Consider the following 12,880-nt stretch of genomic DNA (forward strand, 5'->3'; position numbering starts at 1 on the left):
ATCGTATTTGTTGCCTTAGTTTGAGTTTTTTATCTCCAGTTTTTCATAAATAACAAGTATGCTTTTTCGGAGGCGAGATATATGTTACGCTATATTTAATAAACTAGAGGAGTTATCACTTCAATGAATATCAATAAAAAGCTACTCGTTCCTATATTATCTGTAGGTGTTTTAATCATATTGATCAATTTTATTTTTATCCTGACAAGTTTATTTGGTTTAACAAACTACTGGCCAGTATTTCAAACGATTGGCTTAGGCCTCGTTGTATTATATGGCTTTGATGTCCTACAAAACCGTAAGCAACGTGCTATTTATTTTTATGCTGGTATCGTCTTTATTCTATTTGGTATTTTCTTCCAATAGCTATAAGCAAATACAGCTACAATAAAAAGGAAATTCGTTATAATATAGAGGATTAAGTGAATCATTAAATTTTGTCCATAACAAATATTTCAATGTATATCTGTTATGGACAAAGTAAATAATTTATTTCATAATGAATAATGATTGAATTTAAGAGGGTGAAGCAAATGTTACACGAAAATTGGAAAGAAGTAACACCAATTAAAAAAGTGAAAGTATTACATACAAACGCCAAAAAGTTTACAGTTAGTGATATGTTAACTGTTGATAACGTCTATGATGTGGTCAATGAAACAGAAGAATATTACCAAATCATTGATAATTCAGGACATGTTGGTGGTTACTACAAAACATATTTTGAAGAAGTTTAAACTTTATAAGTGTGATGAATGAAAAAAGCGATGTACAACGGTACTATCAGCTTTTTTCTTATGTTTGTCATCATTTAAAAACTTATTTTTAGCGCGATAAATCTTATTATTCGAAAGGTGATCTACATGACTCAACTAAGCACAGGTTACATTAACTCAGATAAAACTGTTTTTGGAGATGCTGAAAAATTATTCAGCCTTAATAAAAATATCTTATTAAAAGGGCCTACAGGTTCAGGAAAAACAAGATTAGCAGAAACATTAAGTGAAACAACGAACATTCCTATGCATCAAATTAACTGTTCTGTCGATTTAGATGCTGAAAGTCTTTTAGGTTTTAAAACCATTAAAACTTCAGAACAAGGACATCAAGAAATTGTGTTTATTGATGGTCCTGTTATCAAAGCAATGCGAGAGGGTCATATTTTATATATTGATGAGATTAATATGGCTAAGCCTGAAACATTACCAATCTTAAATGGGGTTTTAGACTATCGTCGTCAACTTACAAATCCATTTACTGGCGAAGTGATCAAAGCAGCTCCTGGGTTTAAAGTGATTGCTGCAATCAATGAAGGATACGTAGGTACCTTACCAATGAACGAAGCATTGAAAAACCGTTTTGTTGTGATTAATGTTGAATATATCGATGGTGATACATTACATCAAGTTATTAAAGCACAAAGTTTATTGCAAGATGATACATTAATCAACCAAATCATTAAATTTAACGAAGATTTACGTACAATGACGCAACAAGGACAATTATCTGAAGAAGCAGCTAGTATTCGTGCCTTAATCGATATGAGTGACCTTGCAACAGTGATGCCGATTGAACGTGCCATTCAACGTACGATTATCGATAAGTTAGAAGATGAGCGTGAACAACAAGCTGTTAAAAATGCTGTAGAACTGAACTTTTAGAGGGTGATACCAATGAGCGATCGCTTTATTCTATTCAACGACGAACAACTTGACGCAATGAAAGTCATGATGTTACAAGACCTTGCACGGTTATTATTAAAAAATGAAGATACTCAAGTGAAAATTCATAAATTCCCTTATTATGATGCCATTAATAATGAAGTCATTTGTAGTTCATTTTGGTCACATCGACCTGAAGAAATTGAACATACAGGCTTAAAAACGGATATTTTATTGGCAACTTATAGTTATTTCAATATGTCTCCACAAATTGTTAATGAGGTCATTTTAAATGAAGAAGGGTTTCAACATCCAAAATTATACCGTCAATTATTTAAATTAATTGAAGAAATGCGTGTCTTAAACCTTATTATTAATGAACGTCCACGTACCGCTAAATTGATTAACGTACGTAGACAGATGCGTTTACAATATTGTGAGACTCAAATCAATTTCTATCAAACTAAAACGATGTATACGGATCTTTTCTTCTTAAATTTAGAACGCTCTTTCTTAACGGAAAACTTTTTTGAAGTACCGGACATTCATCCAGAAATCAATCCAGTATTGGAACGCATGTATCAATATTTGCCGGATTTCTTCAATATTCGTACAAGTGAAGAAGCCATGTATTTAACACAACGCATCATGTTCCAAGTAGACGAGTGGCTTAAAGATGATATGTTGAATGAATATTATCATATTCCACGTCATGTATATAAAGCGCTGGATCATTTAACATTAGATGATATTAAGCGTATGGATGCGGCACAAACAGATGGTCAAACAGACGAAAAAGGTGACGTTGAAACAGAAGAAATTGAGTCTAAGTCTGCCGATTCTGATACAGCAGGTGGTGCCTACTTAGAGACAGAACTACATGAAGGTGAAAGTAGCGAAGCATTAAGCGACAATGACACCGCACGTGAAGGTGACAGTTCCGATGATATGACAGATATGATATCAAAAAAAGGGAAAGGGTCTCAAGATACTTTAGAAAATGAAGAAGGCGGCTCACAAGGCCCATCATCTAGTCTGTTAGGTTTAACAGGTATTAATGCCAATGTACGTATCAAGTGGAATGTACCAACTATTTTACCACAATATACAGAGGCATATCGCCAAGTTCAAACAGATGTACAATATGAAACAAAAGATTTAATTCATATTATCAAAAAGACGATAGACCGCGAATTCCAAGATATGCGAATGAACCTGACAAAAGGTCGCTTGCAGCGTAATCTCGTGAATTGGTTTATAGATGATCAATATAAATTGTTTTATAAAAAAGCCGATCAAAGTCAGTCATTCGATGCAACTTTCACATTATTAATTGATGCATCTGCAAGTATGCATGATAAAATGGATGAAACAATTAAAGGGGTTGTTCTATTCCACGAGACTTTAAAAGCATTGAATGTTCGTCATGAAATCCTTGCTTTTACTGAAGATGCATTTGACTCAGATGAAGATGATCAACCAAACATCATTGATGAAATTATCAATTATCATCAATCTATTTATCAAGCTGAAGCACCACGTATTATGTCCTTGACGCCACAAGATGATAACCGAGACGGTGTCGCAATTCGTATTGCCAGTGAACGTCTTCTGACACGTTCGGAAAAACAAAAATTCCTTATTGTATTTTCTGATGGCGAACCTTCTGCATTTAATTATGCTCAAGATGGTATTTTAGATACCTACGAAGCCGTAGAAATGTCACGTAAATTAGGAATTGAAGTATTCAATGTATTCCTCAGTCAAGAAACGATAACAGAAGCCATTGAACAAACTGTTCATAACATTTATGGACCTTATGCTATTTTTGTAGAAGGCGTTCAGCATTTACCAAGTCAATTATCACCACTTTTAAAGAAATTATTGTTGAAGTCTTTTTAAAAATTGATGATATAAAATACGTATTTTATACAAACAAAGGGATAAAAACATATTTTGTGAGTAAAATTATCACGAAATAAGTTTTTATCCCTTTAAAACTTTATTGTATGTCAGAATACTTTTAAAATTTTCAGAAATCTTATAGACGAACAAAATTTATTGTGATAAAATGAGTCATAAATTTAAAAAGGAAGGTTTAGGAACAAGAAAAATGAACAAGAACACTTTAGTCATTGGTTTTATGTTATTTGCAATATTCTTTGGGGCTGGTAACTTAATTTTCCCGCCTAGCTTAGGTCTAGAAAGTGGACAATATTTCTGGCCATCTATAATAGCATTCGTTATTACTGGTATCGGATTACCTTTACTCGGTGTAGTTGTAGGGGCACTTGATAAAGAAGGGTATATTGGGGCAATCAACAAGATTCATCCTGCATTCTCAGTGGTATTCCTTGTTGTTATTTACTTAACAATCGGACCATTGTTCGCTATCCCACGTACAGCATCAACATCATTTGAGATGACAATTACACCAATCATCAATTCTAGTAGCCCACTTTGGTTATTCGTTTTCTCAGTAATTTACTTTATTGTAGTATTATACTTATGTTTTAATCCTGGTAAAATTGTAGACCGTATCGGTGCGATTTTAACACCGCTTTTACTTATCACAATTCTTGCTATGATCGTTAAAGGTTTTATTGATTTTGGTGGCAACCCAAGTTCTTCAGCTGATCCAGAAGTATATAAATCTAACATTTCAGGATTTACAAAAGGATTTACTGAAGGTTACTTAACAATGGATGCTATCGCAGCGATTGCATTCTCTATGATCGTTGTAAACGCAGTTAAAGCAACAGGTATCAGAACAGCTGATCAAATCTTCAAGCAAACTGCATTATCAGCAATTATTGCAACTGCAGCACTTGCTTTTATCTATATCTCATTAGGATTTATCGGTAATCACATGATCATTAGTGAAGAAACAATGAAACAATTAACAGAGAACAACCAAAATATTGGGGCGCATCTATTAATTACAATCGCAGCAACTGGTTATGGTGCATTTGGTAAATACTTATTAGGTATTATCGTAGCACTTGCATGTTTAACAACTGCATGTGGATTAGTTGTAGCAGTAAGTGAATACTTCCACAGTATTCTTCCTAAATTATCATACAAAACATATGTTATTATCTTTACTTTAATTAGTTTTGTATTATCAAACTTAGGATTAAACTCAGTGATTCAATTATCAATCCCAGTATTGTTAATTATTTATCCAGTAGCGATTACAACTGTATTATTAATTTTAATTGCACGTTTTGTACCAACTCGTCGCATTACACAACAAATTACAGTTGCTGTTGTTGCATTAGAATCTATTTTAAGTGTATTCAACACAAATGGCTGGATCAAAATGCCATTCATTGAAAGCTTACCATTCCATGAATATTCACTTGAATGGTTCCCAATTGCAGTGATTACATTATTAATTGCATACGCTATTGGTGCTTTCGTGAAATCATCAAATATCATTGTCTATGAAAAAGAATAGCTAACAGAAAAGGCCTTGCCATCGATATGATGTGCAGGGCCTTTTACTTTGTTTGATATTATTTAAAGTCATTACGTTGATCTTGAGCTGTAACCAAACGTGATCGTAAATCTTGCTCTAACTGTTTTAAGTCTTTCTCAGCTTGTTGACGTTTTTGACGTCCATCTGCTTGAATTTGTAGTGTTTCTTCAATTGTTTGAATAATGTTGTCTTGTGTTGTTTTTAATGTTTCAATATCAACAATGCCACGTTCATTTTCTTCAGCTGTAATTCGCGCATTTTGACGCAACATTTCAGAGTTTCGGATGAGGATTTCATTGGTTGTATCCGTCACTTGTTTTTGTGCAGTGACTGCTTTATTTTGTCTGTTTAACGTTAGGGCAATTGCCATTTGATTTTTCCATAATGGAATACTCGTTAAAATTGAACTTTGAATTTTTTCAGCTAAAGCTTGGTTAATGTTTTGAATCATTCGGATTTGTGGTGCTGATTGCAAGGTGATTTGACGTGATAATTGAAGATCATAGATGCGTTTTTCTAATCGATCAACAAATTGCTCCATATCCGCCACATCTTGTACAGCCATTTGATTGTCTGATGTTCGTGCCGTTTCTCGTAATTGAGGCAGTACATTTTGCGTTAAATCTTCTTTTTTACTTTCTGCCGCTGCGATATAAAGATTTAATACATCATAATAATCCTTATTTTGCTGATACAAATCGTCAAGTAATCCCACATCTTTAATCAATTCAGACTTATTTTTATCGAGTTCAACGGAGATACGATCAACCTGTGCACTGACAGACTGCATACGTGAGAATACTTGTTGAAGAGATGATTTAGATCTTCTAAAAACTTTCTTTAAAAGATTATCATTCTTTTGCGATAATTCTTCTGGATCTACTTCTCTCAATTTTTTCATTAAGCTTTCTAGTGTATCACCAATAGGGCCAATATCTTTTGACTGAATATTATTTAGCATTTGATGCGAAAAACTTGAAAGATGTGATTGTGCATTTGAACCGAACTGCATTAAACTATTATTATTTAATGGTTCAATTTCCTTTGCCAACATCTCAATTTTTTGTTTGTCTTGCTCTGAAAATTGAGGTTTTGTCACTTCAACATTTTCATTTTCTGAAGGCATCATTTCTTGACTAACAGGTCCTTGCTCAAATGAATTAAAATATTGGTCTAAAGGATGACCTGTCGTCGTTTGTGTCTTATTGTTTTGTTCCATTAGCATGCTCCTGCTCTTTTTCATTTAAATATAGTTTTGATAGTCTCATCTCTGTGTCTAATTGATTATAATGACGTTCATTCAGACGTTTAAGATCTGCAATTAATGTACGCTTGATTTCCTCTAATGTGATGCGTGTCTGATGTAAGGCTTGTTGATCAGCAGCTGATTTCATCGGCATTTTAGCCAAGTGTGTATAACTTTCTACTAAATTCAATGCATGATCAATATGCGAATAATAGAAACTTTCAATCTGATAAAATTGGTTTGGTTTTTCTCGCACGATTTGATTAATCGTACGGGTCAATCGATAAATATCATTGACTAATTTGAAGTCTTGAATAGATCGAACTTTTATAAAAGCTTTGAAAATACGTTTAATTTTACTTTGTGCCGCATTTATTTGATGATGAATATAGCGGTAGTCTTTACGTGATAAACCTAATTCGTTTAAATAATTTTTAGACGTTAATCGCTGAGTGGGAACATATCCTAAGACAAATCCTCCTCCACCTATTAATACATCAAATATCATTTGTATATCCAACGCAAATAAACTTGCGAAGAATGATATTGTCGCAACAGGAATTCCGACAACAACACCGAATATGCGCGATAAATTATATCTCATCGTGATAACTTCCTTTATCCTAATACTTTAAATTTTTCTTCGTGTGGTACAATATTTAGTTCTTCAATTTGATGTTTTTTCACAGATGAAGCAGGGGAGGCACCATTGATAACTGCTTGCACAAACATCTCAATTTGGTTATCTTCACCTTGCGCAATCACTTCAACAAAATCATTCACATTTTGAACTGATCCAGTCACATGATATTTCAAAGCAAGACGTTCAGTAAAATAACGAAAGCCAACACCTTGTACACGACCATGAACATTAATTAAGTAACGTTTCATTTTGTATCACCTCTTACTATAAGTATACGGATTTTTGATATAAAACACTAATATTTAAGAATATCACACCGGTTTTTGTACAATTATTTTTATTAAATATCGTTTTCAAACAAAACCACCATACTTCTCAAAATAGGCAAATATCAGAAGTTATACTTCTTTTTTAAATAAAGGGATTGTAAGTTCAAAAACTTGATTTTTACTGCTAAAAGTCTTAACTTGTTGAGTAGGTTAGAAAAAAGACTTTTCGCATTACTAACACATAACGATTTAAAACGTCAGTACTAATTGGGAGGACATTTTCATGTGGGAACTCATTAAAATTCGTGCAGACTACGAAGGTTGGTGGCTTTTTGATGACTGGCCAGAACACATCGTTGAAACACAAACATTTTCAAACGATGCCGCTTTTTTTAAAGCGTACGAGTCAACAATAAAAAAAGCGAAAGAACATTATTGTAATCATTTGGTAGGAAAGCATAATATCTACGCTTTTTATAACAATTGTGATATACAATACTGTGAAGACTGTGAAGAAGATCTTCAAATTTTTTACAGTTTTATTGTGAGAAAAAATAAAGAAATTTATTTAAATATGCCATTAATAAATTGAATATAAAATTTTAATTTCTGTATTGCAAATGATACCGCCTTACTTTATAATAGAATGTAAGCAATTGCATTATTCCATATTGCAAAAAATATTGATGATAATGGAGTATTTTTTGTAATATGCGAATAGCGCATATTGAATTTTAGTCTTGGAGGTTTCACATATTATGAAACAAGGTACAGTTAAATGGTTTAACGCTGAAAAAGGTTTTGGTTTTATCGAAGTTGAAGGAGAAAACGACGTATTCGTACACTTCTCAGCTATCAACCAAGAAGGTTACAAATCATTAGAAGAAGGTCAAGCAGTTGAATTTGAAGTAGTTGAAGGCGACCGCGGCCCACAAGCTGCAAACGTTGTTAAACTATAATAAATAGATGCAATGTTGACTTAACAAAAAGACGAGCACATCCCATGTGTTCGTCTTTTTGCATTTATTGAATGATTGAAACAGTAGCAACAAAGTATATTCGAGTCCCTAAAAGAGATAGAAGACGCTATTTAAATATAGAAAATTTTGATACACCCTCATTAAATATTCCTCCTTTGACGCAATAAATACTCCAAGTTTGTTTGAATACAATAAAAAAATGAGACAGCATCTGCCATCTCATCCTCTTAATTCTATTATTTCACATCATTAATAATCAATTGACGTAATGATTGACGCTTAATCACTTCTCGTGCTTTACCATTAGCGACAAAGAATACAGCTGGTTTTTGAATTTGGTTATAGTTAGAAGCCATACTATAATGATACGCTCCCGTTGATAATACAGCCAAATAGTCACCACGAGACACACTTGAAGGAAGTGCCGCTTCATGGATTAAAATATCACCAGATTCACATAATTTCCCAGCCAGTGTGACGACTTGGTCAGCCACTTCATTACGATTAACAAGCATCACTTTATATTTAGCATCATACAGTGCTGTACGAATATGATCACTCATCCCACCATCAATAGAAATATACTTATTCACTGTAGGAATCTCTTTAATCGTACCGACTTCGTATAGTGTAACACCTGCTTCAGCCACAATAGAACGTCCTGGCTCAATACTTAATGTTGGAATAGGGTAGTTAAGTTCTCGGCACTTCTGCTTTACTGCCTGAACAATTTCTGTAATCCCATGTTCAATATCGAATGATTGATCACCTTCAACATATTCCACACTAAAACCACCGCCTAAATTCAGTAACTCAATCTCTAATGCATGTTTGTCCAACCATTCTAACACCATTTTAGCTGTTTCAATAATGCCTGTTGTTTCTTCAATTTGTGATCCAATATGGAAGTGAATCCCTTTTAAGTTTAAATGATGACTTTGTTGGATCATTTCAACAGCTTGTTCAGCCAGACCATGTTTTAATGATAAGCCAAACTTACTTTTTTCTTGGCCTGTTTGGATAAATTCATGTGTATGTGCCTCAACACCAGGGTTTACACGAATAAGCACATCTACAGAATCAGTCGCATACTCATCTAATACTGCAATTTCGTCTAATGCATCAACGACAAAATAACCAATACCTTGAGAGAGTGCATATTGAATCTCTTGTTTCGTTTTATTGTTACCATGGAAATGAATACGTTTAGGATCATAACCGGCTTCAATCGCTGTATAAAGTTCTCCTTCAGACACAACGTCTAAATCAAAATCTTCTTCTTCAACAAGTTTAATCATTTGAATGCATGTAAATGCTTTTGACGCGTAAGATAATACATAGCCAATATCATTTTGTTGAAATGCTTTATGATAGCGTCTCATTTGTTCGCGAATTTGATTTTCATCATAAACAATCGTTGGTGTCCCATAACTTTGGGCAATTGTTTTTAAGCTTGTACCATCGATTGTAAGCTCTCCAGATTTATTATAAGTAACTGTCATTTATTGATACTCCTTTGTTAAAGAATCTAGGTTTAATGCACTTAATTGTTCAGAATTTGCACCAACCCCTTTAAATGTATAATCATCTATTCTTAAATCTTCATTGTAAAGTGTCACAATATCTTGTGCTTTAACATCATCATCTACCTCAACAAACATATGACTCATCATCAGCGCTCGAATAGGGTAACGTTTCCCATTTATTAATACATCATGTTGTGCGCGTGTACGTAACACACCATCTCCATAACCAATATCAACCACTGCAAGTCTCGTATTGTCTTTCTCGGCTGTGTACGCAAAACTATAGCCACAATGTTGACCAGCTTGAACTGTTCTGACTTGTAGCACATTTGCTTGAACAGTAAGCGCCTGTAATATAGACGTTCTAGAAAGTGAAGAATAGGGACGTGACCCATATAATGCAATCCCTACACGTGCATGGGTATGATGTGGAAATATTTGTCCTTCACGAATAAAGCTCGCACTGTTCTGTGCATGAATCATATCGAACTGATAACCTTGTTTTAAAAGTGTATCTACCACTCCAATCCATGCATCACGTTCTTCTTCATAATCAACCACATCAAATTCATCTGCATAGCCAAAGTGTGTCCACAGACCTGTTATAGTCATTTTTGGTTGTGTATTTGTATGATGGTGCTCAAGTACTTCTAATATTTCATCAAGTGTTTTAAATCCAGAACGATGTAATAAATTTTCATATTCTAAATGTACCTTTACACCTGCTAGTGCTTCTTTATTTTCATAATAAAAACTTAAAGAAGGAAGTGTCATATGAATATCATGCATTCGTACTATTTCAAATTCATATGATGCATTCATTAAAAATATTGTCGCAGTAGGGGCGAGTTCTCGAATTTTTACAGCTTCTTTTAAAGATGTTGTGCTAAAACAACGAATACCTGACTTCCAAAATTGTTCAACCGCAAATGTTAACCCATAATTATATGCGTTATTTTTGACAACAGCCATTAATGGTTGACCATTTTTCACTTGCTGAACATTTTTTTGAAAGATTTCACTATCTACTTGCCAAAGGGCTGTCATTCGATCACCTCATCATAATTGAATAATAAGCGTTCATAATAATCAGCTACTCGAATTAATACACTTTCATTAAAATTAAGTTTTGGTGTATGTAATCCATGGATGTATCCTTTTGCTTCATCCTTTGTTCCAACGAAAACAAAATATGAAGGGGCGATTCGGTTATAAAAACTAAAATCTTCACCAAATAAATAGGGTGTTTTAGGTTCAATGACATTCAAATGATGATGCGTTAAACTATCCACCACATATTTTTTTAACTTTGGATCATTGATAGTAGGTGGGTAACCTTCTTCAAATTTCACGTCACATTGCACATTAAATAATAGGGTGATACTTTCGGCAATTTTTTGCATTTGTTGTTGAACTTGTTGTAAGTCATGCATATCATATGTTCGGATTGTTCCTTCTAAATAGCCATGACTCGGTACCGTATTAATGGCTTCTCCTGCATGAAATCTACCAATATGCAAAATGTTGCGTTGTAAACCATTTAAGTGATACTGTTGAATTTGTGATAATTGTATCAACAAGTGCTGCATCGCTTCTCCAGTCGAACGGCCTTGTTCTTTATTTGCAACATGACTTGATTGTCCTTCTAAGTAAAAACGATATTCTGTTGCGCTTGCGGTAATTTCTTCATCGCGTACAACGACAGAACCTTCTTCAACAAATGGCATGATATGCACACCGTATATTGCATCAATTTTGTATGCATCTAATGCACCTGTTTTAATTAATTGATTAGCACCACCGCCTGATTCCTCAGCAGGTTGGAATAAGAAGACAACATTATGTGGTAGTTTTCCTGCATCATATAGTGCTTTACATCTTCTCACATGTAACATAAGTGCTGTCGTATGGCCATCATGACCACATGCATGCATCACTTGACCTACTTCACTACGAAAGTCGATATCATTTTCTTCATGAATAGGCAGTGCATCAATATCTGCTCTAAAAGCAATTGTCTTATTTGAATTTCCTTCTAAATAAGCAACGACACCTGTTTCTAATGGTCTTTCAAAAGGAATACCTTCAGATTTTAAAAATTCAATAATATATTCAGTTGTTTTAAATTCCTGCAAACTTAATTCAGGATGTGTATGTAAATATCGTCGATGTTGTGTGACAAATTCTAACTCACTCATTTGAATCACTCCTTGGTATTTAAACAAAAAAAGTGGGGCACAAAGCTTTTGACTTTTGTCCTCCCACTTCGATCGATGTCTGCCAAGTCTTACATGCTTCGTCAGATAGACAGATAAATAATATTTCTTAGTACATCATTCACTTAATTCGTTATTCATCAAGTTTGCGCAATGCTGCTACGATTTCACGTTTTGAATCGGCAACGTCGCTTGCTTGCTTAATGACTTTGGCTGGTGTACCTGCAACAACAGCTCCTGCAGGTACATCGTGCGTCACAATGGCACCTGCCGCAACGATGGCACCTTCACCAACACGAACACCTTCTAAAACGACTGCATTCGCACCGATAAGGACATTATCTTCAATGACAACTGGAGAAGCACTTGGTGGCTCAATCACACCCGCTAGAACTGCACCTGCACCAACGTGAACATTTTTGCCTGTTGTTGCACGGCCACCTAATGTGGCATTCATATCGATCATTGTACCTTCACCAACGATGGCACCAATATTAATTGTGGCACCCATCATTACAACTGCACCGTCGCCAATAACAGCGTGTTCACGAATAAATGCACCTGGTTCAATACGTGCATTCGTATTCACTAAGTTTTTCAATGGAATTGCTGAGTTACGGCGATCCATTTCAATTTCTAATTCTGTAATTGCTGATTGATTCGCTTCATAAAATGCTTGCCAATCGCTCGCTTCACAGAAAATCACTTTAGAATCATCTGAGCCAAACACTTTAAATTGCTCTGGAAATGTCACCTCTGTAAAATTTCCGTTCGCATATACTTTAAGTGGGGTAGATTTTTTCGCATCACTAATATATTGAATAATTTCTTCAGCAGTAAAATTTTTAACCATGTTTA

At 34.3% G+C, this 12,880-nt stretch carries 14 protein-coding genes; 7 read left to right on the top strand and 7 right to left on the bottom strand.

Going from position 1 to position 12,880, the window contains the following annotated elements:
• The first annotated feature begins 123 nt into the window (after nucleotides 1-123).
• From MUA88_RS06320 to brnQ3, 5 genes are all read left to right on the top strand, one after another.
• On the top strand, nucleotides 124-366 hold the full coding sequence (locus MUA88_RS06320) for a hypothetical protein (RefSeq protein ID WP_262603346.1): 243 nt from the start codon (nucleotides 124-126) through the stop codon (nucleotides 364-366).
• A 167-nt stretch (nucleotides 367-533) separates the two neighbouring features.
• Nucleotides 534-737, top strand: coding sequence for a DUF6501 family protein (locus MUA88_RS06325; protein ID WP_262603347.1), 204 nt, complete (start codon nucleotides 534-536; stop codon nucleotides 735-737).
• Nucleotides 738-863: 126 nt separating this feature from the next.
• A complete protein-coding gene (locus tag MUA88_RS06330; RefSeq protein WP_262603348.1) occupies nucleotides 864-1,661 on the top strand; it encodes an ATP-binding protein in 798 nt (265 codons plus the stop codon).
• Nucleotides 1,662-1,673: 12 nt separating this feature from the next.
• The gene (locus MUA88_RS06335; protein ID WP_262603349.1) at nucleotides 1,674-3,563 is read left to right on the top strand and encodes a vWA domain-containing protein; all 1,890 of its coding nucleotides are present in this window, start codon (nucleotides 1,674-1,676) and stop codon (nucleotides 3,561-3,563) included.
• 211 nt (nucleotides 3,564-3,774) lie between these two features.
• A complete protein-coding gene (brnQ3, locus tag MUA88_RS06340) occupies nucleotides 3,775-5,121 on the top strand; it encodes a branched-chain amino acid-like transporter carrier protein BrnQ3 (RefSeq protein ID WP_262603350.1) in 1,347 nt (448 codons plus the stop codon).
• Between the two features lie 58 nt (nucleotides 5,122-5,179).
• Here the strand turns inward: brnQ3 and MUA88_RS06345 are convergent, their stop codons facing one another.
• The 3 genes from MUA88_RS06345 to MUA88_RS06355 are packed head-to-tail and all read right to left on the bottom strand — an operon-like array spanning nucleotide 5,180 to nucleotide 7,279.
• The gene (locus MUA88_RS06345; RefSeq protein ID WP_262605242.1) at nucleotides 5,180-6,361 is read right to left on the bottom strand and encodes a toxic anion resistance protein; all 1,182 of its coding nucleotides are present in this window, start codon (nucleotides 6,359-6,361) and stop codon (nucleotides 5,180-5,182) included.
• Entirely contained in the window at nucleotides 6,345-6,992 is a 648-nt protein-coding gene (locus MUA88_RS06350) for a 5-bromo-4-chloroindolyl phosphate hydrolysis family protein (protein ID WP_262605243.1), read from the bottom strand. Before MUA88_RS06350 ends, MUA88_RS06345 begins: the two co-directional genes overlap by 17 nt.
• A 14-nt stretch (nucleotides 6,993-7,006) precedes the next feature.
• Complete coding sequence (locus tag MUA88_RS06355; protein ID WP_262603353.1) at nucleotides 7,007-7,279, bottom strand: acylphosphatase; 273 nt, start codon at nucleotides 7,277-7,279, stop codon at nucleotides 7,007-7,009.
• Nucleotides 7,280-7,583: 304 nt separating this feature from the next.
• On the opposite strand from MUA88_RS06355, the gene MUA88_RS06360 reads away from it, so the two are divergent.
• The gene (locus tag MUA88_RS06360; RefSeq protein WP_262603354.1) at nucleotides 7,584-7,892 is read left to right on the top strand and encodes a DUF1033 family protein; all 309 of its coding nucleotides are present in this window, start codon (nucleotides 7,584-7,586) and stop codon (nucleotides 7,890-7,892) included.
• 166 nt (nucleotides 7,893-8,058) lie between these two features.
• Entirely contained in the window at nucleotides 8,059-8,259 is a 201-nt protein-coding gene (cspA, locus tag MUA88_RS06365) for a cold shock protein CspA (RefSeq protein ID WP_015900294.1), read from the top strand.
• Nucleotides 8,260-8,516: 257 nt separating this feature from the next.
• Here the strand turns inward: cspA and lysA are convergent, their stop codons facing one another.
• The 4 genes from lysA to dapD form a co-directional block, all read right to left on the bottom strand.
• The gene (gene lysA, locus MUA88_RS06370) at nucleotides 8,517-9,782 is read right to left on the bottom strand and encodes a diaminopimelate decarboxylase (RefSeq protein ID WP_262605244.1); all 1,266 of its coding nucleotides are present in this window, start codon (nucleotides 9,780-9,782) and stop codon (nucleotides 8,517-8,519) included.
• On the bottom strand, nucleotides 9,783-10,853 hold the full coding sequence (gene alr / locus MUA88_RS06375; protein ID WP_262605245.1) for an alanine racemase: 1,071 nt from the start codon (nucleotides 10,851-10,853) through the stop codon (nucleotides 9,783-9,785).
• Nucleotides 10,850-12,004, bottom strand: a complete 1,155-nt coding sequence (locus tag MUA88_RS06380) for a M20 metallopeptidase family protein (protein ID WP_262605246.1) — start codon at nucleotides 12,002-12,004, stop codon at nucleotides 10,850-10,852. The genes alr and MUA88_RS06380 overlap by 4 nt, the downstream gene beginning before the upstream one ends.
• Nucleotides 12,005-12,155: 151 nt before the next feature.
• The gene (gene dapD / locus MUA88_RS06385; protein WP_262603358.1) at nucleotides 12,156-12,875 is read right to left on the bottom strand and encodes a 2,3,4,5-tetrahydropyridine-2,6-dicarboxylate N-acetyltransferase; all 720 of its coding nucleotides are present in this window, start codon (nucleotides 12,873-12,875) and stop codon (nucleotides 12,156-12,158) included.
• Between the last annotated feature and the right edge of the window lie 5 nt (nucleotides 12,876-12,880).

This window comes from Staphylococcus sp. IVB6240 (genome assembly GCF_025558425.1).
In the GTDB taxonomy this organism is placed as follows: domain Bacteria; phylum Bacillota; class Bacilli; order Staphylococcales; family Staphylococcaceae; genus Staphylococcus.